The sequence below is a fragment of the Enterococcus phoeniculicola ATCC BAA-412 genome (assembly GCF_000407505.1).
Lineage (GTDB): Bacteria > Bacillota > Bacilli > Lactobacillales > Enterococcaceae > Enterococcus_K > Enterococcus_K phoeniculicola.
This window is the reverse complement of the sequence record NZ_ASWE01000004.1, coordinates 94,855-115,571: the sequence shown is the minus strand read 5'-3', so window position 1 is coordinate 115,571 and position 20,717 is coordinate 94,855. Positions and strand designations below refer to the sequence as shown.

Here is a 20,717-nt window from a genome sequence, read left to right as displayed (position 1 = left end):
CGCCTATTCTCCTATGACAATTGTTGTCACAGACATCGGAGGAACCGTTGCAGAAACCCCATCATTTGTCTCTTTATAATCTGTAAACGATTGAATAGAAACAACTTCTGGCGCATCAAAATCATTATGCGCATTCATTTCTTTTGCATAGATGTATTGAGCTTCCTTCACCTGCCCGAATTGTTCAAGGCTAAGTGAAATTTCTTCTGTATTGGTGGTAGAAAAATTACAGATAGAAACAGTTACTTGATTGTCTTTCTTTGAAACAGTATAAGAAACGGTATTGTTTTCACTGCTATAGGTATCAACCAATTCGGCATCCTGATGATTTTTATACAACTCAAATACGTGATAGCTAGGTGTCTTAATCATCTTTTCACCATCTGTTAAAATCATTGCTTGCAACACGTTCACTGTTTGAGCAATGTTTGCCATGTGAACACGTTCTGCGTGCTTGTGGAAAATGTTTAGTGTAATCGCCGCCACCATCGCATCACGAATGGTATTTTGCTGATATAGAAAGCCAGGATTTGTACCCGGTTCAGCTGTGAACCAAGTTCCCCACTCATCCACAATAATTCCTACACGTTTTTCAGGATCATATTGGTCCATAATCGCACTGTGGCGTGTGATTAATTCATCCATATGCGCAGCTTTCTCACAAGTGACATACCATTCATTTTCATCAAACGCCAGTGCGCTTCCCTTTTTCTCCCAACCTTGCGGATGAACGTAGTAATGTAAGCTTAATCCATCCATTAACCAATGAGCATTTTTCATTAACACTTCTGTCCAATGATAGTCGTCCACGTTGGCACCACCAGCAATTTTATAAATCTTTTTGTCCCCATACTGACGAACATACGTCTGATAGCGACGATACAAATCAGCATAGTATTCTGGACGCATATTTCCACCACAGCCCCAGTTTTCATTTCCTACACCAAAAAATTTCATGTCCCAAGGCTCTTCTTGCCCATTTTCCCTACGCCAGTCAGCCATAGGAGAAGTGCCGCCCATCGTGATATATTCCACCCACTCAGACATTTCTTGAACGGTCCCACTACCCACATTTCCGTTAACGTACGCTTCACATTCTAATTGTCGAACCAGTTCAAAGAATTCATGCGTCCCAAAATGATTGGTTTCCGTCACACCACCCCAGTGAGTATTTACCATTTTATTTCGTGTTTCTTTTGGTCCAATGCCATCTTTCCAATGATACTCGTCAGCAAAGCACCCCCCAGGCCATCTCAAAACAGGAATATTAATGGCTTTTAATGCTTCAACTACGTCCACGCGCATACCATTAACATTAGGGATAGAAGAGTCTTTCCCCACATATAGTCCTTCATAAATACAACGACCTAAATGCTCAGCAAAATGACCATAAATATATTTACTAATAGTTGGACCTGATTTTTGATTTAATACGTTGATTTTCATTTGATTTCCTCACTTTTCAGACTATTTATACTCTTGTGTTTGCCACAGGTTCTCCTAAAAATGGAAATCCATCTTTTGTCCACGTAAATTCTTGTGCAATTGCATGGCGATTTGGATTATTTAAAGGATCACCTTCTTTATTTTTTTCAGGTCTTGCATGAAAAACAATGACATCTTTTGTTCCATCTTCATTTTTAGTAAATGAATTGTGTCCAGGACCGTACTGTTTATTCTTTTCAGAGCTAACAAAAATAGGTTTGTCTAATTTATTCCATGAATACCCATCTAATAAATCGCTCGTTTCATCTGCCCAAAGTAGACCAATTGCATAATTTTCATCAGTTGCACTACCAGAATAGGTAATGAAGATTTTCCCATTTCTAATTAGAACAGCTGGCGCTTCATTTACTGAAAAGCCAATTTTTTCCCACTCATACTCTGGGACAGATAATAAAAGTTGTTTCCCTGTTAATGTCCATGGATTCTCCATCTTTGATAAGTAAAGATTGGAGTTTCCAGGGATTCTTGGATCTAGTTGTGCCCAGACATAGTAAAGTTCATTTTTATGTTCAAATACAGTTGCGTCTAAACTAAAGCTTTCAAATTGTGTAATAATTTGGCCTTTTTCTATCCATTCTGTATTCATTGGCGACTCATTGCTATTTTCTATTACAAACATACGATGATGATTCTTTTCATCTCGTTCTTCGCCATGATTACTTGCAGCAAAATAGATGTACCATTTTCCTTCAATAAAATGAAGTTCTGGTGCCCAAATCAGCTGACTCATTAAGCCGTCTGTGTGGGCGTGCCATACAGTCATAACCTCGCTGTTAGATTCCAAATCATTTAGTTTCTTTGCTCGTCTTATTTCGATAGACTGATAGCCTGGTACAGATCCCGTAAAATAATAATATCCATCCGTATGTCTATAAACCCACGGATCTGCCCGCTCAAATACAATTGGATTTTCATATTGTTGTTTTTCATTCATGACTTTTGCTCCTTGTTCTCAATTAAAAATAGAGGAACTCCCTCTTTGGAAACACCAGTAAATGACATCACTTGCTGTTCCTGATTTTCATCCCAAACAGAAATAAATTTCCCTCTATATTCTTCTTCATTTATTTTCACTATCGAATCTTTATCAATGTTAGTTGATGCTAATGTCCAACTTCCCTTCACTTTTCCTGAAATATCTCCATTTTTTAAGGTGACTGCTTCTGGCTCTTGGATTTGATCGCTAATTTCTTTAGAAAATTTCAGTAAGCGGTAGGAACCGTCTATCATACCTGTTGTATAATTATCTAGTTTTTCGTTTGCATATCGTAAAGGAGAAACGACTGGCCACCCAGCTTCGGTGAAAAATAATTGATGGACACGTACTTGATGCTCTTCACCACTATTTGGAAATCTTGTATGAAAAATAAGGAAATAAGTGTCACTTTCTTCATCATATATTGCTGAATTATGGCCTGGAGAAACATATCCTGCATTCGTTAATCCATCATCTTCTTCATAGAAAAAATTCCCGATTAGTTTATTTCCATATCCTTCGATACTTAAATCATCAAAGGTTGTTCCTTTGGCTCCTTTAGCATCAATCATTTGTTGATTTAGACCATCTTCGTAAGGGCCGTCTACTGTTTTAGACCTTGCAACACGCATATTATAACCACCATAAGAGTCTAATCCACCAAACGATGTAAATAAATAATAATATTTTGTTTCATGATTATATAAAATGTAAGGTGCTTCTATCCGACTGTGATTGCCTCCCAATAGTCGTTTTCCATAAGAGGTTGTGTCAATCGGCAGTCCAGTTTCTCCATCCATTTCCATAATATAAATTCCACCAGAATAAGAACCATAAACCATCCACAGTTTTCCATCGTTGTCATAGAATACGTGAGGATCAATCACATTAGGATCTGTTGTTGCATCATAAGTCTCTCCAAATTTAGGAGAGCTCCCAGAGTATAAAAAAGATTCTACTTTTTCATAAGGTCCCTCAATTGAATCTGCGACCGCCACTCCTAATACTGATAGAGGAGACGTCCCTTGGCAGAGACAGTAGTACATATAATAGTTTCCATTTTTAAGTTGCTGAATATCTCCAGCCCATAATGTATCTGTTTTTGCATAAGAAAATTCTTCTTTTAGCTCTTCGCGTATATCATCAAATAATGATGTTTGTGCAACACTTTCTGATAATTGTTCCCACTGAATGAGATTTTCACTTTTGGCAAATTGCATATGTGAGCCTAAAATATAATAGCTATCCGCTGACTTTATTATGGAAGGGTCATGGACACTCACATTTTCAAAATTGGGATTGGTTAGCGTTTGTGCTACTTCCTCTTTTTTGCAACTAGATAAAATCAGTATGGCTCCTATAGCAACTCCAAACAGTAAAATTTTTTGTTTCATTTATTAACTCACCAACCGTTTCTTTTTTAACGCAGAAAGAAATAAATGAGTTATCACATAAACGAAAAGTGGAATAGCAAAAAATAGAAACCATGAATAGGCAAGACCTATAACAAAGAAGCAGAGAAATAACACAGCGCTCGTTAACGATTGAAGTGGCAAAAGAAAGACAACCGCCATTGAAAATTTCAACTTGCTTCTATTTCTTTCTAGTGGAAAACTATCATCTAAAATGAAATAGTTAATTATTATTAGGCACATATAGCCCATGAATAAAATAAGCGGCCATTGAAACAGTGCTTTCATCAAACTATTTTGTTGTATAATTAACACGTCAAAATAAAGAATAATTATCGAGAATGGTACAACTACTACACGCCATGTATATTCTTTCAATATCTGCCAATATCTTTTAATAAAAATCAGTACAATTTCTTTGTATGAATAAGTATCTTGAAATAAATCTGGTAATAACAAGAGATGAATTAATGCTGCCGTACTTGGAACAAAGCCTAAAAATAATCCACCTATTATTGTTCCGAAAAACCATAGAATGTTGATAAGAAATAGAATAACGACAACATTTATTGCCTTCATTAATTTTTGTATCATTTTCTGCTCCTCACTAGCCCTTCATACCTGACAATGCAACAGACTCAATAATTTGTTTTTGAAAAATAATAAATACAATCAATACAGGTAATAACGAAACAACTGAAGCTGCCATGATAAGTGGATAATCTGTTTGAATAGCATATGCCGCATTCAAGTTAGCTATCACCACCTGCAAAGTTTGTTTTTCAGGACTATTTAAATAAACTAATGGCGCCAAATAATCATTCCAAACCCCCATGAACCACAAAATAAATTGTGCCGCAACTGCTGGACGGATTAACGGAAAAATTAGTTGGAAAAACATTTTCAAATACCCAGCACCATCAATTTTTGCTGCCTCAACTACAGAATCTGGGATATTAGATAAATACTGTCTCAAAAAGAAAATCATCGTAATATTGCCAAACATTCCTGGGACAATTAATGGGAGTAATGTATCAACCCAGCCAATTTTTGAAAACATCATAAATTGAGGAATCATTACCGCAGGATAGGGAATCATTAAAGCCGCTAGCAACATTAAGAATAATGCATTTTTATGGGGCATTCTAAGCTTTGCAAATGAAAAAGCAGCCATACTAGAAGTTATTGTTCCAACAATCGTGACCGATAACGAAACAATAACCGTATTTTTTATTCCGGATGCTAATGTATCTAGTTCTGCTAACCGTTTATATGCATCCCACTTCACTGGATTTGGAATCCATTGTGGCGGGAGCTGAAAAACACCTGATTTTTCTTTTAATGAGGTTGAAACCATCCACAGGAGTGGACCAACCATTACAATCGCTCCGATAGACAAAACGATAATAATTAAGATATTAGTCATATTCTTTTTTTTCGTCATTGATAGTCCCTCCTTTTAATCCATCGAATAGCTTGAACGGTTATTCATATAAAATTGGAATGCAGTGACAGCAAACACTAATATAGCTAAAATTAACGCCATGCTACTAGCGTATCCCATCTGCCAGTTCTTAAACGCCTTTTGCCAAATGTACCAAACAATGGTTGCTGAACTATACTTAGGTCCACCTGTTGGCGTCATAATATTAATTTCTGTAAATATTTGAGAGCCACCAATTATGTTGGTTACTACTAAGAAAAATGTTACTGGTTTTACCATTGGCCATGTGATATTTTTAAATTTCTGAAAAGACGAAGCCCCATCTAATTCGGCCGCTTCATAAAATGTTTTTGGGACACTTTGAATTGCAGCAAGATAAAGCAACATCGAGTACCCTAATCCTTTCCAAACAGTCATAATAATAATCGCAGGCTTCACGGTATCAGGATTTTGCAACCAATTAGGACCATCGATACCAAAAATATCTAGTACTTGATTGACTAAACCAAAATCACCATTATAAGCCCATTGCCATAAAATTGAGATTGCTGCTAAGGATGAAATCACTGGAATATAGTAGATGGTTCTAAAAATAGTTGTTCCTTTTATTCCTCTGCTTAACGCAGACGCTAAAATAAACGAGAGAAATAATCCAATCGGAATACCCAGCATTAGGTATAAGGTATTAAACAAAGTTTTATAAAAATACTCATCTTTAAAAAGTTTTCTAAAATTATCAAATCCAATAAAATTCATTTGGCCAAGCCCATTCCAATCGGTAAACGCCGCATAGGCAGAATACAATAACGGAATTAATGAAAATAAAATAAATCCTACTACTGGCAAAAGAACAAATAAAAAGGCAACTCTATGCTCTTTCTTATATAAATTACTTTTTGGTGCTTTACTTGTTTTTTTCTTGTTCATTTTGGCTGACATCTCCATACTAGTGCCCCCTTAAAATAGTCGAACGTCCAAAGAGCATAGCTGGAGCAACAAAAATTCCCCCAGCTACTTATTTCTTTTTGATTCTACATACAGATTAAATCTGTTGATTTTTCAACTACAAGTTATTACTCATTTAAAGTTGAGTGACAGCTTGCTTTAAATTTTTTACTTAGCAGTTTCTTGTTGTTGAATTGCTTCATCTAGTTTTGCCTGCATACGCGGCTGAACTTCTTTTACATAATCAGCAGCTGTTTGATCTCCATCTAATACCGATTGGATATTAATAAAGAACTCATCATACCATTCTGCATTATACGTTGCTGCTGCTGGCATAGGACGACCATAATCTTGTACAATTTGAAGGAATTCTTCTTTATTATTAGGAACCTTATCTGTCGCAGAAGCCCATTTTTCAGCCATATCAATTAAGTTAGGAATCTGAATTTGTGCATCTACTAATTGCTGTTGTCCTTCTTCTGACGCACTTAAATATTCGACAAGTTTAACAGCTTTTTCTGGAGATTTTGTTTTGCTTGATACACCAATCCCTAAAGAACCTACATAAGTTGCTGGCCGTCCTGTTGATCCAGCAGGCCAAGGAATTAAATCGTATTCAAAGTCCAATCCTGCATACGTACTCATGTCCCATGGACCTACTGGGAAGAACGCGATTTCACCATTCATCCAGCGTTGATACGTATCTAGAGTTTGTGCATCTGAAATAGAGGGTGTCACTTTATATTTGTTTTGTAAATCTGCAAAAAATTGCAAGGATTCGGCAAATTCCGGTGTATCCACCACAACCTTCGTTTTGTCTTCATTGATCCAATCACCACCATTACTCCATGCAAATGCCTGTAAACTCCAGTTTACATTAAAACCAGTTGCCCACTGATCTAATTCTCCATCACCATCCGTATCCTTTGTCAGCGCTTGAGATACTTTTGCAAATTCTTCCCAAGTGTATGGTTTATCCTTATCTGGCAGCTCAATTCCTGCATCTTTAAACATCTGCTTGTTATAGCCTAATGCAAATGGTCCAACATCTTTAGGTAGCCCATAAAGAGCACCACTGCCCACTTTCTCTCCATCATATCGATAACTATTTACGCCATATTCCCAAACATTTGATAAATCAAAGTCCGATTTTTCCACTTCATCGGTGATATCCAGCAAGACACCGTTATCCACATATGGCATTAAGCTACTTTGTTCTATATAAAATACATCCGGTAAATTTCCACCTGATATAGCTGCTTGTAATTTTGTTGCATACTGATCTGCATCCGTAGATATAATTTTTACTTTTACGTCTTCTGCTTCTTCAAACTTTTTAATCGCAGCACTATATGCCTTTTTCTCATCCTCTCCCCCTCGAAACATGAATGTTAATTCGTCATTTCCATTCGAATCAGACTTATCCTTACTCCCACTTCCACATGCACCTAAAACGATTGTACTTAGAGCAATTGCTGCGGCTGTTAAAATTGTTTTACTCGCTTTCATCTCAAAACTCTCCTTCTTCATAATTTTGTTCTCTTCATTCAATTGATAATAACTTGACAAGACAAACTTCTAATATTTCTTAAAAAAGTGATGAAACTACAAAACTTAAAAATAAATAAATTATTCCAAAACTAAACATTCGGTCCCAATAAGCAACCCCTTTCAATTTACAACTAAATAATAAAACGAAATGAAATCGCTGTCAATAGCATTTATATTAAAATAATCAGTTTAACTAAACTATCGATTAATGTTTTTATTAACAATATAGATTTATAAAGATTTGTTTTACAGTTGTTAATAAATATGTTAATATGAAGTCAAATAAAACGGATTCACGAGGTGAATAAGATGCAATTAGAAATTAATTCCGAAGCATTGCCTGTCTATGAGGCTTTAGCTAGCAATGTCCGAATCAACATCATCCAGCTTTTAGCAAAGAATAAAATGAATATAAAAGAGTTGGCAGCTGAATTAGGTCTGAGCAGTGCCATTGTCACCATGCATATAAAAAAACTTGAAGAGGCTAAATTAATTAAAACAGAAAAAGTTGGACAACAAAAAATCTCTAGCCTTCGTGTTGATAAAATTGAGGTGAACTTTCCTGAAAAAATCTTTAATGCGTTCGATACCAGAGAAAGTACGATTCCTGTAGGACACTACACAAATTACTCCGTTGAGCCAACTTGTGGTCTTGCGACCTTAAATGATTTCATCGGTCCTGTCGATGAACCCAAATACTTCATGGATCCTAGCCGCATGGATGCAAGAATTCTTTGGTTTACCAAAGGGTTTGTTGAATATCAGTCGCCTAATTTTCTTTCATCAACTGAAAAACTTGAGATGCTTGAAATCTCTATGGAAATCTCCTCAGAGTTTCCTTTTTCAAATGACAACTGGCCATCTGATATTACCTTCACATTAAACGGAGTTGAGTTAGGCACGTGGACGAGTCCTGGTGATTTTGCAGATATTCGAGGGAAATATACACCCGATTGGTATCCTGATAATCTGAATCAGTATGGTATCTTAAAGACGATTCGCATCATGAATCATGGGACATATATGGAAGGAGACCCACTGTCGGAAATCAGCATTTCAGATATTCCGAGTCATGAGGATACGTGGCATTTAAAAATTGAAGTAAAAGAGGATGCAAAACATATCGGAGGCTGCACTCTCTTTGGTAAAGGGTTTGGAAATTATGACCAGGATATAAAAATTAAAACATTCTATAGTTAGTAAAAGCTGAAATAAATAAGATACCCACCAATGTTCGAGTATGTACAAACATTGGTGGGTATCTTTGATTTACTTTTTAAACCATCAACAAGTAGGGATGTTCAAGATAATTGGCTAAATGCTTCATAAATTGTGCAGCTGGTGCACCATCTACTACTTGATGATCAAACGTCAAGCTTAATGGTAGCTCTTTTTTCTCAAGTAGTTCACTATCTTCGCCCAACACTAGCCGACTGCTTAATGCCCCTACACCTAAGATTCCTACCTCAGGAGCATTTAAAATTGGGGTAAAGTATTCAATCCCTTCACTTCCAAGATTCGTCATAGAGAACGTTCCTCCAGACAAATCATCCCCAGACAAGCTTCCATCTTTTGCAGCGGTCGTTACTCGACCAAATTCTTTTGCTAGATTACTTAATGAGCGTTTTTCTGCTCCTTTAATTACAGGAACAATCAACCCTTCATCTAAGGCAACCGCAATTCCTATATTAATTTCTTCGTTTTTCATATATGTCTGGCCATCATAATGGGCATTCATCAACGGTACTTCTCTAAGTGCTTGTGCTAAAGCCTTCACTAAAAAGATATTTAAACTAAAGACGCTGCTGCTGACGCTATCGCCAAGCTTTGCTTTTAATTCTTTTCTAAAGACTATTAACTCTGTCACATCAATTTTCCTGTGCAAGCTAAGCTGTGCACTTGAATGGATGCTATTCATCATATTTTTGGCAATGGCCTTTCTCATACCCGTTAGTCCTTCACCTGTTGGTACTTGTTGCGTCATCGCTATTTCTTTTGCTGGGGCTTTGTATGCCTCAACATCTTTTCTTGTAATTCGACCGTTTCCACCCGTTCCTACAATCTCTGTATAGTCAATTCCTTTTTCCTCTGCTATTTTTTTTGCTAAAGGGGAGATGAATACACGACCCGTCTTCTCTGTCACTTCTGTCACTTTTGTTGGACTGACTGATGCTGTAGCGACCTCTTCTGTTTTTTGTTCAACTTTTTCAGGCTCTGCGACTGAACTCGGAAGTGCTTCTCCCGGTTGTCCTACAAAACCAATCGGATCTTTACAAGGAACCTCTTTTCCTACAGGAACTAAAATTTTTAACAAAACGCCATCTGTTTCTGCTTCCACATCTTGAGAAAGTTTTTCTGAGCTGATTTCACAAAGAGCCTCTCCTTTTTTTACAGGATCACCTTCTTTTTTATACCAAATATCAACGGTTCCTTCGGTCATTGTTAGCCCTAATTTAGGCATTAAAATTGTTTCTGCCATGTTTTCTTCACCTCCTACTGTTTCAAATCAAAGATTAATTCATCTGCTTCTTCCATTACACGTTTTGCGGTAGGTAAATAAAGCTGTTCTAAATTTGTTGCAAATGGCACTGGTGTATTCGGGGCACAAACACACTTCACTGGTCCATCCAAATAATCAAACGCTTTATCAACCACTACAGACGCGATGTCTGTTGCTGTATTATTATGCGGGTTTGCTTCATCAATCACGATTAAGCGACCTGTTTTTTTCACAGAGTTCAAAACGGTTTCTTGATCCCATGGTGCTACCGTTAGTAAATCAATGAGCTCGACTTCAATGCCCATTTTCCCTAATTCTTCTACAAGCTCTAATCCGATATAGAGCATCTTCCCGATTGTAACGATTGTTAAATGACTTCCTTCATGAACAATATGTGCTTTGCCAATTTCTAATGTGTAATAGTCTTCTGGAACCTCTCCTTTTCGACTATATAATGTTTTATCCTCAGAAAAAATCACAATATTTTCTTCTTCTGTTGCAGCAAGTAGCAAGCCTTTTGCGTTGTAAGGTGTTGAAGGAACGACAACTTTAATCGCAGGAATTGAGCCTAGTAAGCCATAGTAAGACCCTGAGTGTTGCCCCGCAGCAGAAGCTCCTGCGCCATGCATTGTCCGAACAGTCATCGGAATTTTCGCTTTTCCGCCAAACATATACCGCATTTTAGAACCTTGTGCCAGCAATGCATCTAGACAAAAGCCAAGGAAATCATTAAACATTAATTCTGGAATTGGATGTAACCCTGTTGCAGCAGCTCCCACAGCAGCTCCCATATAACCCAGCTCAGAAATTGGGGTGTCAATGACACGGTCTGTCCCAAATTCTTCTAATAATCCTTTCGTGACTCCCATTACACCGCCCCAAGCACTCTGCTTATTTTCCAAATGAGCAACGTCACGTCCTCCTGCAATATCCTCTCCTAATAAAATAATTCGATCATTTTCACGCATCGCCATTGCCAAAGCTTCGTTGATTGCGCCCATAAACGTTGTTGTTCTTTCCATAGTGATTCGCTCCTTTTCCTAATTGAATCTTTCTTAACTATTCTTTTTGTTTATGACCGTGTCTATGCAAACACATCTTCCCATAATGCTTCTGGTTCAGGAATTGGGCTTGCCTTAGCAAACGCAACTGCCTCTTCAATCCGTTTAACTGAAGCAGTTTCAATTTCTTCTGTTTCTTTTGCTGTTAGCAAGTTTTCTGCTAAAGCTTTTTCTTTGAAGACTGTAATACAATCAACGTCTGCCCATTCTTTTTCTTGACCTTCTTTTGCTTTATACTTTTGTTCGTCACCTTCAAAGTGACCATAGTTACGATACGTACGACATTCAATTAAAGTTGGTCCTTCTCCATTTCGTGCGCGTTCAATCGCTTCCCCTGCTGCCTCATAAATTTCAGCTACGTCTTTCCCATTCACTTGAACACCGGGCATATTATAAGCTGATGCTCGTTCAGCAATTGTTTTTGATGCAGAAGAATACCATTGAGGCGTAGATTCAGCAAACAAATTATTTTCACAGACAAACACAACCGGCAATTTCCAGATAGAAGCCATGTTCAGTGATTCATGGAAATTTCCTTCATTTGAAGCACCATCGCCAAAGAAACAGATAGCAACATTATTCGTTTTTAAATACTTGTTTCTGAGCGCTGCTCCTACCGCTAAAGAAAAGCCTCCGCCAACAATTCCATTGGCACCCAACATTCCTTTATCCACATCGGCAATATGCATGGAACCGCCCTTACCTTTACATAAACCTGTTGATTTACCAAAAATTTCAGCCATCATCCCATTTAAATCACAGCCTTTTGCCACACAATGTCCATGACCTCGGTGGGTACTGGTGATTTGGTCTTCGTCTGTTAGAAAAGAACAAATACTTGAGGCAATCGCTTCTTCTCCTGCATATAAGTGAACAAAGCCCGGAATCTCTCCTTTTGAAAAATAACGATGTACTTCATCCTCAAAGTGACGAATATCATTCATTTTTTCATAAATCCAACGTGCTGTATCTTTTTCCATTACAAATTCCTCCTTGACTTACGTGTTTTTTATTCATGAATTGCTTTAAATACCACACTTTTTGCTGTTTCTCCAAGTACCTCTGACAACGTTGGGTGGGCAAAAATGATTGAAGCAAGCTCATCCACTGTTCCCTCAGAAGCCATAATTGCTAAAATGGTATGAATCATCTCTGTGGCATGTGCTCCTACAATGACAGCACCCAAAATTTCTCCAAACTCTTTGTCTGTGATCAATTTGACAAACCCTTGTGTTTCCAGTCCACTGATTGCTTTTCCATTTCCTGCAAAGGGTAGGTTCTTCACTGTAATTTCTCGCCCAGACTCTTTTGCCTGCTGCTCAGATAAACCTACAGACGCTACCTCTGGAAATGTATACAAACAGCGAGGAACTCGGTTATTGTCCACCACGATTTTTTCTGTTTTAAACATGTGGGAGACCGCCGCAAGTCCTTCTTCACTGGCCGCATGAGCAAGCTGTAATCCACCTGAAACATCTCCTACCGCGTAAATGGCTGGCTGTGAGGTTTGAAATCCCTTATTCACGGATACAAACCTTTTGTCCTCTGTTACTTTCAAGCCTAAATGAAGGGGAATCTCTAAATTTGCCTTTCTTCCCGCAGCAACTAAGAGCTGGTCAAACGCAATGAGTTGGTCTGATAAATGAAGAGACTCCTTGGTCACTTTCTTTATCACGGCTTGGGTAATAACGGTGACACCTAGCTTTTTCAATTGTTCTTTTATCAGTTTTCGTGCTTCTTCATCTTCTGTTAATAAAATATCAGGCGCTACTTCAACTACTGTTACTTTTACTCCTAGTGGTGCCATGGCAAATGCTAATTCAATCGCAATCACCCCTCCACCAATAATCGCCAATGAGTTGGGCAGTTTTTCCATATCAAAAAAAGTATCTGTTGTTAAATAGGGTATCGACTCCAGCCCTTCAATCGGTGGTACAAATGGATGACTCCCTGTTGCTAGAAGAATATTTTCCCCATGGATCTGTTCCGCACCTATTTGAACGTCACCATTTTTTGACAGCTGTGCCTCTCCTTCATAATAAGCAATGCCATTCTTCTTAAATAGCTGTCGAATACCGCCTTGCAAGGTTCCAACAACCTGTCCTTTTCTTTTAACAAGCCTTTTTATGTCAATTTCAAGTAGTTCATTTTTTAGTCCATATTGATTGGCTTCTTTTAACGTTAATGCCCATTCACTATGCTTTAAAAACGTTTTTGAGGGGATACATCCCACATTTAAGCATGTACCACCAATCTGATTTTTTTCTACGACTGCCACCTGTTTTCCAAATTGTGCAGCTCTTAATGCGGATACATATCCCCCGGGACCTGCCCCAATAACGACTAAATCAAAATACTTCATCTACTTCCCTCCCTTAAAATAACTCATCGCCACTTTGATGACTGAGTCCTGGATGTAAATCAAACCTTACAACACCCACAACAACATTCTTTGAAACTGCCTCTTTAACTTTCGCTGTACCGATAATTCCAAATCCTCCGCATAACTCAATTGCACCAATCCCCAGCTCCTCCATTTGCTTTGCTGCAACGCAAGCATCTTCATAATTTGCTACCCCTACGACAGTTAAATCCACACTTGGAGTAGAGACTACCTGACGGTCTGTTTGATAATTCGCCCCTTGTGCTAAAAAGATGAATCCAGCATTTAACTTCATTCTGACTCCTCCTTTATCTTTCACTTAACTAATAAGCAAGTATCATGCCAAAAGAGAAAGCGGTATCATTCCAGAATCTTCTTTTCTGAGACAGCAAAAAAGACACAAAACGTGTCATCGCTTTGTGCCATTTGATTCATATTGTTTCCTTTTCACTCGATTTGATACTCTTTCATCTTACGATACAAAGTACTTCGTGAAATTCCTAGCGCTTTTGCTGTATTCGATAAATGATAATGCTGATTTTCTAACGCATCTAAAATCGCTTGTTTTTCCTCTTTTTTTGGTTCACTGGTTAAACAAAGAGGTGTCTTGACTTCTTCAATACAACCCATGTTCATTAACAAAGAAACCTCTTCTTTTGTTGGTTCCTCTTCAGGATAGAAAATAGATAGACGATCTAAGAAATTATTTAATTCTCGTATATTGCCATACCATTCTTTTTCCTTCACATAATGAGAAATTTTTGGAAGCCAGATGGGTGCCCAATGATTCTCCTTGCTAAAAAGCTGAATCAACTTTGCAATATCTTCTTTTCTGTCTCGTAATGGCGGTAAATTTAATCCACAAACATAAATACGATAAAATAAATCCGCACGAAACTTGTCTTCTCGAACATATTTTTTTAAGTCTTGATTACTTGCCGTAATTAAACGGAAATTTACCTGATAACTATTTTCGCTTCCAATTGGATGCACTTGCTTTTCTTCCAAAACACGTAATAAAGCAGACTGCATTCGTTTTGACATACTGTCAATTTCATCTAAGAATAAAGTCCCTCCATCTGCTTGACGTATTTTCCCAATGAAGCCTTTGTGATTTGCTCCAGTAAATGCACCTGGGGCATAACCAAACAACTCACTTTCCAATAAATTTTCACTCACTGAACCACAGTTGATAGAAATCAGCGGTCCTTTTGACATTGGACTATTATAATGAAGCGTTTTTGCAACAATCTCTTTTCCTGTTCCAGTTTCTCCAAATAAATGGACAGGCAACGTACTCTTAGAAACTTGTTTTACCTGATTCAAAAACGCTTGATAGGATGCACTTTGGCTAGGAACACCAAAATAGCGAAATTCTGTGTTTGAGGTTGTTTTGTCTACTGTAAAATAGTAGCCAATAATTTCCTCATTGGAATATATCCGTTTTTTCTTCAGCAAGTAATCCTTTGGAAAACTAATTTGATCGATTGTCTTTCCGAGAATCTCTTCTTCACTGAGCTCTATCTTCTCAGAAACTTTCAGAATCCGGGAAAAACGATCGCAAATAATCCCTTCATTTGGCTCATTCATCATGTACTCCAACAAATGAATTTTCCTTTGAGTTTCTCTGGATTCCATTACAGCAGAAACATTTGAAGCAATCAATTGAATCATCGTAATCATCAAATCCTCTTCAGATGTTCGGATGAACGAAGAAACATCCAGTACACCTACAGGCTGCTTATCGGCCCCATAAATAACTGCTGCCCAACAGTTCCACGCATGTGATTCTATATTGTAATGTTCATATTGGTAGACAGCAACTGCCTGATGATTTCTCAAAGCTAATGAAATAGCATTTGTCCCAACTTCTAAATCACTCCAATAGCTTCCTTCTGAAAAATCAATCTCGTTTGCTTTTTCCTTTGTATCTCTATAGCCATCACGCCATAATATACATCCCTCCATATCAGTTAACACAAAAACTGGTTTTGCTGCTCGAAAGAGGGATTCCCAATTCTTCAACTCTGTGGAAACAAGCTCGATTAATTCTTTATTTTTCTTTCTTCTTTGTATAAACTGTGACTGACTTTCAATTCGCTTGTTGCTAACATAGGGGCTGACCGCATTCTCCTTACAAAAAAGCCATGAATCTTTCACTTTATCAGGCAAAGTGAGTAAATGAGTTTGTGAATCTGATGAGATAAAACTCTTCCAAATCTGCGCCATTGCACCCATTTCATTCATCCCTCTTTCTTTATGTACTTACCTCTATTCTAAAGTATTTTTCACAAACTAACAATAGAAAGCGCATACATTTATAAACAATAATAGAAACTAAACACCGTAAAAAATTCACAAAGTCCACTTGAGGTATGCTTCAATTCATCTCTATATTCACAGAGTCCTCCCCCTCTCAAAAAAAAGACAGACAAAAAGAGCCTGAGATTTCTTACTCGCAGACTCTCTATGAAATGAATCGCTCAACTTATGCTTCTTTTTCTAAATTCCCCACAACAAATATATACGAGCATGCTCCAATCAATGCAATAATAGCAACAAATACTAAAGCATAGGAGAAATTCCCTCCTGCCACTAAGAATCCTATGACGATTGGGATGACAATGGAGGATAAGGCACCACACAGATTAAATATCCCACCTGCTAATCCTAATAATTGATTAGGCGCTAACAAGGTTACAAATACCCAAGTAATTGTTGCTAATCCATTGCCAAAAAATGCAATGGACATGAACCCAATAATTAAATAAGGATTATTTGTATAGTTGGCTCCCATGATAAATAAAGTTAATAGTAGGCCTGTAATGACAGGTATTTTTCTTGCCATACTTTTTGAAAATCCTTTTTTGGTCAAATGATCAGAAAGATAGCCTGCCAATATGACGCCCACAAATGCAGCAAGATAAGGGACACTTGATAAAAATCCTGTAGATGTTAGGCTCATTCCTTTTTCTTCTGTTAAATATGAAGGAAACCAAGTTAAAAAGAACCAAAATGTGCCGCTAATTGCAAATTGACCTAAATAAATCCCAATCAGTTTTTTTGTAAATAGTTTTTTTAAATTTTCTTTCGTTACTTTTGCTTTGGGTTGCTCATCTGGCAGTTCTTCTTCAAAGATTGCCCCTCCAGCTTTAATATAGTCAAGCTCTTGTTGGCTCACCCATTTATTTTTTTGCGGATCAGAATAAACAATGTACCAAACAAACGCCCACGCAATTCCAATCACTCCTGTCACAATAAATAATCCACGCCAGCCAATTGAATTGTGAATAGCATAAAGGATAGGCATTGAGAAAGCTAAGCCTAGAAATTGCGCAGAAGAATAGATTCCAATTGCCGTACCACGTTCATTTTCAGGAAACCAGTATGAAATTGCTCGATTATTTGCCGGCATGACAGGTGATTCGAAAAAACCAACACCTAGTCGTAGCCCCAACAGCTGAGCAAATCCAGTGATTGAAGACTGAAACAGCGTCATTAATGACCAGCCAAACAAACTAATAAAATACATAATTCGAGAACCAAATTTATCTAGCAGCAGTCCTCCTGGAACCTGCATTGCCGCATATATCCAGCCAAATGCTGAGAATATTAATCCTTGTTCAACTGTTGTTAAATTCAACTCTTTTGCAAGCTCTGGCATAGCGATTGATACATTCGTGCGATCCATATAATTAATAACAATATTCACAAATACTAATGCAAGAACGACATAACGCATTTTAAACTTACTATCTTTTGGTTTTACAACCTTTTGTGCAGAATCCACTTGATCCACTCCTTATTTACATTTATTATTTATGCTCTTTAATAGGCACGTACTTCATATAATGATTTAAAACGACTGCCATTTGTTTCAAGTAGTTTAACCACTAGCTTGTCAGCCGATTGTTTAGAAAATTGGTGTACACGATGTCTTACGCGGTTATTTCTCACCTTTTCTACTAATACGTCTTTTCCATCTATAGAAAGCCAAATTTCGTAGTCTTTGATAATTTCAGGAATCACATCAAAATTTGTACGATGATGATGAAGGTTAACAAGATCTTCATTTACATCATCATTAAACGTAATCGCTACTTCTGTCAACGTCACGGGAGCCTCCCATGAAAATGTAAGAATTTCCTCTTGTGAAGATTCTAGAGAGGAAACCCAAATGTTAGGATCACCAAAAGGACGGACAAAGCCATTTTGAATTTTTTCAGGCTGATAGATAGTTTTACTCTCTGTTTTAAATACAAGGTTTTGACGATTTATTTTTTGATTTGTCCATTCTAGAATAGGTGATTTTCTCGCATAATTGTGTAGTTCTGGTTGGCTCAGCTCCCCAATTGGATCATGAATAAAGCTTAAAACTCCTGGAATCACAGTGTCACTCATAAAAACAGATAGCTGACTATTCTCACGGATGATAATAAATACATTTTGATTTTCTATTTTTGGAAGCATAACACGCTTATACTGTCTTTCACCAGAATCAATTTGAATGGTTTGACTACTGATTTTTTTTTGCGGAATATAATTTTCTTTTCTTCCAGTTGAATAAACTACAACTTCCATTTGTGTGAATTGATTAGCCTCCACCAAAATTTCTATGCTTTCTTGACCTACATATGGAAATAGCACTCCTACTCCTTGATCCAGTCTTCTAGCGTGCATAGTAGCACTTGATGTATTCAGTTCTCTTAGGGTACTTGTTGCTGACAGTTTTGCGGTTTTCACTTTGTCTTTTGACTCTTCATTTGCTAACCCAATGACAGAAGCATCATTTTTTAAGAGTCGTTGTTGGTATTCTGCTAAATGAAGCTGATAGATTTCTCTTGGTGTGCAGTTTTTATCAATAGCAAATGCTGCTGCAGTCCCTGCTGCTTCACCTAGAATTGCACAGGTCGCCATCACACGTATGGTTCCAAAAGCAACATGACTGGCTGACACATTTCTTCCAGCGAAAAATAAATTTTTGATATTTTTTGAATATAACATTCGATATGGTAAGTGATAGATTCCGTCAGCTACAACATGAACCGCTCCAGCTGACTCTGTATACATGCCCGTTGCTGGATGTAAATCGATTGACCATCCGCCAAATCCTATTCTATCTTCAAAAGCAGTTTGATTTTCAATGTCTTGTTGCGTAAGTACATAATCGCCAATAAATCTTCTTGATTCACGTTTGCCTGGTAAAGTACCTACCCATTCCAAGTCCAGTGAATCCGCCTGATACTCACCAGAATTTTTTATATGATCCCAGATACCATAAACAACTGCCAATAATTCATCTCGAATAGCTTCATTGTCCTTTATTGTATCTAACTCACCGCCCCATTCAACCCACCAATAGGCACATCCTTTATCTGCTGGATTCAAAGTTCGATTCTTTATTATCGAAGTATCTGTTATTTTTTTAGCAAAAGGCGGTGCGATAAATTTCACTTTTTCTCCTACATCTTTTGTATAAAATAAAAGTGTGCTCCCTAACAACTCTCCGTCTTCCTCTTTCGGCGCAAGTGTCTCATTGTACTGATTTGCTGCTTCTCGACCAATATGAAAATGTGCACCTGCACTTGCTCCAACCAAGCCATCACCCGTGCAATCAATAAAATAATTCGCAAAAAATTGACTTTCTCTCTCTGCCCCCTGAGTTCTTGTGGTCACAGACTGAATTTCTCCATCTGACTTCATGTCGACAGAAACCACTTCAGTGTTCAATAACAATTGAATATTTTGTTCTTTTTTTACTTTTTCAAGCAATAATAAATCCCAATGATAAACATTCCCCTGGGGATTTCTAAATTGATTTTCTAAAAATAATTCCCCCATAATTCCAGTTTCTCTTGCATAGCGATTCACTCCATGCTTTGTCGCACCACATACCCAAACACGTATTTCACTACTTGAATTCCCGCCAAGTACACCGCGATTTTGGATAAGCGTCACTTTTCTACCTTCTCTAGCAGCTGAAATCGCTGCGCAGACACCTGCTAAACCACCACCAGCTACAAGAATTTCTGTTTCATATTTTTCCATAGTAAGCGTTCTCCTTTTTATCTATGGTTTTATTATATAGATTGTGATATATTCAACAATATAGAAAACAGCCCTATTTTTGGCTTTTTTTGACTTTTCGGAGGTTAATTATGGAATCAATACAAATTATCGATCATGTTTTATGGGAGAAAAAAAACTCCTTTTCTCTTTCAAAAGACACAGATAACTTCTGGGTCCTTTATTTAATTACCGCTGGCTCTTGTTCTTTTAAAATCGGTGAACATTCAGGGCAAACACAAGGTCCTTGTCTTTTGGTATGTCCGCCAAATACCTTGTTTGAACGAGCGGTACTTACACCAATGACCTTTCATTTTTTCCGGATAGACTTTCCAATCTCTTCAAATTATTTACACGCATCAAGCGGGCTATTTTCTATTGATAAAGACCGCTTATTGATGAATGAAAAAATGTTAAAGCAGTACGTTTATGATTTGTCTTCCTATAGTTTTTTCATTCGTGCACACTTCATTCAAGACTTGTTTTTATTTCATTTTATTGATGCACACTCTGAAAGACCGATCCATTCACCAACAGTTTCCAGTAGAAATTCAAGAGTCAAAGAGCTCTCCAACTACATTACACATCATTCTCATGAGGATCTTTCCTTACAAGATTTAAGTACGCAGTTTAATTTTAATCCATCTTATCTTTCTCGATTATTTAAAAAAGAAACTGGATTTTCACCCAAAGAATATCTTATTCATGTTAGGCTAAAAAATGTGCAGCAGTTACTCGTTTCAACTAACCTGCCAATGGAAGAAATAGCCGAATTAACTGGATTTAAACATGGGTATTACCTATCAAAATATTTCAAAAAAGTTTTTTCTATCAGCCCAAGTGAATTTCGAAAAAAACATATTTTATAGATGG

General features: G+C 37.3%; 17 protein-coding genes. 2 read left to right on the top strand and 15 right to left on the bottom strand.

The window, feature by feature from the left end:
* Positions 1-3: 3 nt before the first annotated feature.
* From I589_RS14520 to I589_RS14490, 7 genes are all read right to left on the bottom strand, one after another.
* Complete coding sequence (locus I589_RS14520) at positions 4-1,446, bottom strand: alpha-N-arabinofuranosidase (RefSeq protein ID WP_010767052.1); 1,443 nt, start codon at positions 1,444-1,446, stop codon at positions 4-6.
* Positions 1,447-1,471: 25 nt separating this feature from the next.
* Entirely contained in the window at positions 1,472-2,440 is a 969-nt protein-coding gene (locus tag I589_RS14515) for a glycoside hydrolase family 43 protein (RefSeq protein ID WP_010767051.1), read from the bottom strand.
* Positions 2,437-3,876, bottom strand: a complete 1,440-nt coding sequence (locus tag I589_RS14510) for a glycoside hydrolase family 43 protein (protein WP_010767050.1) — start codon at positions 3,874-3,876, stop codon at positions 2,437-2,439. The genes I589_RS14515 and I589_RS14510 overlap by 4 nt, the downstream gene beginning before the upstream one ends.
* Positions 3,877-3,879: 3 nt before the next feature.
* Entirely contained in the window at positions 3,880-4,488 is a 609-nt protein-coding gene (locus I589_RS14505; RefSeq protein WP_010767049.1) for a YesL family protein, read from the bottom strand.
* 13 nt (positions 4,489-4,501) lie between these two features.
* Complete coding sequence (locus tag I589_RS14500) at positions 4,502-5,338, bottom strand: carbohydrate ABC transporter permease (protein ID WP_010767048.1); 837 nt, start codon at positions 5,336-5,338, stop codon at positions 4,502-4,504.
* 15 nt (positions 5,339-5,353) lie between these two features.
* Positions 5,354-6,283: a carbohydrate ABC transporter permease gene (locus I589_RS14495; protein ID WP_010767047.1), complete on the bottom strand. Its 930-nt coding sequence runs from the start codon at positions 6,281-6,283 to the stop codon at positions 5,354-5,356.
* A 168-nt stretch (positions 6,284-6,451) separates the two neighbouring features.
* Positions 6,452-7,792 (bottom strand): ABC transporter substrate-binding protein, encoded by a 1,341-nt coding sequence (locus tag I589_RS14490; protein ID WP_010767046.1) that lies wholly within the window; start codon positions 7,790-7,792, stop codon positions 6,452-6,454.
* A 351-nt stretch (positions 7,793-8,143) separates the two neighbouring features.
* Between I589_RS14490 and I589_RS14485 the strand changes: the two genes are divergently transcribed.
* Positions 8,144-9,034 carry an ArsR/SmtB family transcription factor gene (locus I589_RS14485; RefSeq protein WP_010767045.1) on the top strand — a complete coding sequence of 297 codons (891 nt, stop codon included), beginning with the start codon at positions 8,144-8,146 and terminating at the stop codon, positions 9,032-9,034.
* 76 nt (positions 9,035-9,110) lie between these two features.
* Here the strand turns inward: I589_RS14485 and I589_RS14480 are convergent, their stop codons facing one another.
* The 8 genes from I589_RS14480 to I589_RS14445 form a co-directional block, all read right to left on the bottom strand.
* Positions 9,111-10,313, bottom strand: a complete 1,203-nt coding sequence (locus I589_RS14480; protein WP_010767044.1) for a dihydrolipoamide acetyltransferase family protein — start codon at positions 10,311-10,313, stop codon at positions 9,111-9,113.
* A gap of 14 nt (positions 10,314-10,327) precedes the next feature.
* Positions 10,328-11,356 (bottom strand): alpha-ketoacid dehydrogenase subunit beta, encoded by a 1,029-nt coding sequence (locus I589_RS14475; protein ID WP_010767043.1) that lies wholly within the window; start codon positions 11,354-11,356, stop codon positions 10,328-10,330.
* Positions 11,357-11,418: 62 nt separating this feature from the next.
* Positions 11,419-12,375, bottom strand: coding sequence for a thiamine pyrophosphate-dependent dehydrogenase E1 component subunit alpha (locus tag I589_RS14470; protein WP_010767042.1), 957 nt, complete (start codon positions 12,373-12,375; stop codon positions 11,419-11,421).
* A gap of 29 nt (positions 12,376-12,404) precedes the next feature.
* Positions 12,405-13,757 carry a dihydrolipoyl dehydrogenase gene (gene lpdA / locus I589_RS14465; protein ID WP_010767041.1) on the bottom strand — a complete coding sequence of 451 codons (1,353 nt, stop codon included), beginning with the start codon at positions 13,755-13,757 and terminating at the stop codon, positions 12,405-12,407.
* A gap of 13 nt (positions 13,758-13,770) precedes the next feature.
* Positions 13,771-14,073, bottom strand: coding sequence for a DUF6506 family protein (locus I589_RS14460; protein WP_010767040.1), 303 nt, complete (start codon positions 14,071-14,073; stop codon positions 13,771-13,773).
* Between the two features lie 152 nt (positions 14,074-14,225).
* Positions 14,226-16,025, bottom strand: a complete 1,800-nt coding sequence (locus I589_RS14455; protein ID WP_081628302.1) for a sigma-54-dependent Fis family transcriptional regulator — start codon at positions 16,023-16,025, stop codon at positions 14,226-14,228.
* Positions 16,026-16,266: 241 nt separating this feature from the next.
* Positions 16,267-17,568 (bottom strand): MFS transporter, encoded by a 1,302-nt coding sequence (locus tag I589_RS14450; protein WP_010767038.1) that lies wholly within the window; start codon positions 17,566-17,568, stop codon positions 16,267-16,269.
* A gap of 38 nt (positions 17,569-17,606) precedes the next feature.
* A complete protein-coding gene (locus tag I589_RS14445; RefSeq protein WP_010767037.1) occupies positions 17,607-19,826 on the bottom strand; it encodes an FAD-dependent oxidoreductase in 2,220 nt (739 codons plus the stop codon).
* A gap of 110 nt (positions 19,827-19,936) precedes the next feature.
* Between I589_RS14445 and I589_RS14440 the strand changes: the two genes are divergently transcribed.
* Positions 19,937-20,713 (top strand): helix-turn-helix domain-containing protein, encoded by a 777-nt coding sequence (locus tag I589_RS14440; RefSeq protein ID WP_010767036.1) that lies wholly within the window; start codon positions 19,937-19,939, stop codon positions 20,711-20,713.
* Positions 20,714-20,717 lie beyond the last annotated feature (4 nt).

What these genes read in the sequence shown, in the direction of transcription:
- I589_RS14520 (WP_010767052.1), bottom strand. Translation starts at nt 1,446, where the DNA reads ATGAAAATCAACGTATTAAATCAAAAATCAGGTCCAACTATTAGTAAA.
- I589_RS14515 (WP_010767051.1), bottom strand. Translation starts at nt 2,440, where the DNA reads ATGAATGAAAAACAACAATATGAAAATCCAATTGTATTTGAGCGGGCA.
- I589_RS14510 (WP_010767050.1), bottom strand. Translation starts at nt 3,876, where the DNA reads ATGAAACAAAAAATTTTACTGTTTGGAGTTGCTATAGGAGCCATACTG.
- I589_RS14505 (WP_010767049.1), bottom strand. Translation starts at nt 4,488, where the DNA reads ATGATACAAAAATTAATGAAGGCAATAAATGTTGTCGTTATTCTATTT.
- I589_RS14500 (WP_010767048.1), bottom strand. Translation starts at nt 5,338, where the DNA reads ATGACGAAAAAAAAGAATATGACTAATATCTTAATTATTATCGTTTTG.
- I589_RS14495 (WP_010767047.1), bottom strand. Translation starts at nt 6,283, where the DNA reads ATGGAGATGTCAGCCAAAATGAACAAGAAAAAAACAAGTAAAGCACCA.
- I589_RS14490 (WP_010767046.1), bottom strand. Translation starts at nt 7,792, where the DNA reads ATGAAAGCGAGTAAAACAATTTTAACAGCCGCAGCAATTGCTCTAAGT.
- I589_RS14485 (WP_010767045.1), top strand. Translation starts at nt 8,144, where the DNA reads ATGCAATTAGAAATTAATTCCGAAGCATTGCCTGTCTATGAGGCTTTA.
- I589_RS14480 (WP_010767044.1), bottom strand. Translation starts at nt 10,313, where the DNA reads ATGGCAGAAACAATTTTAATGCCTAAATTAGGGCTAACAATGACCGAA.
- I589_RS14475 (WP_010767043.1), bottom strand. Translation starts at nt 11,356, where the DNA reads ATGGAAAGAACAACAACGTTTATGGGCGCAATCAACGAAGCTTTGGCA.
- I589_RS14470 (WP_010767042.1), bottom strand. Translation starts at nt 12,375, where the DNA reads ATGGAAAAAGATACAGCACGTTGGATTTATGAAAAAATGAATGATATT.
- lpdA (WP_010767041.1), bottom strand. Translation starts at nt 13,757, where the DNA reads ATGAAGTATTTTGATTTAGTCGTTATTGGGGCAGGTCCCGGGGGATAT.
- I589_RS14460 (WP_010767040.1), bottom strand. Translation starts at nt 14,073, where the DNA reads ATGAAGTTAAATGCTGGATTCATCTTTTTAGCACAAGGGGCGAATTAT.
- I589_RS14455 (WP_081628302.1), bottom strand. Translation starts at nt 16,025, where the DNA reads ATGAATGAAATGGGTGCAATGGCGCAGATTTGGAAGAGTTTTATCTCA.
- I589_RS14445 (WP_010767037.1), bottom strand. Translation starts at nt 19,826, where the DNA reads ATGGAAAAATATGAAACAGAAATTCTTGTAGCTGGTGGTGGTTTAGCA.
- I589_RS14440 (WP_010767036.1), top strand. Translation starts at nt 19,937, where the DNA reads ATGGAATCAATACAAATTATCGATCATGTTTTATGGGAGAAAAAAAAC.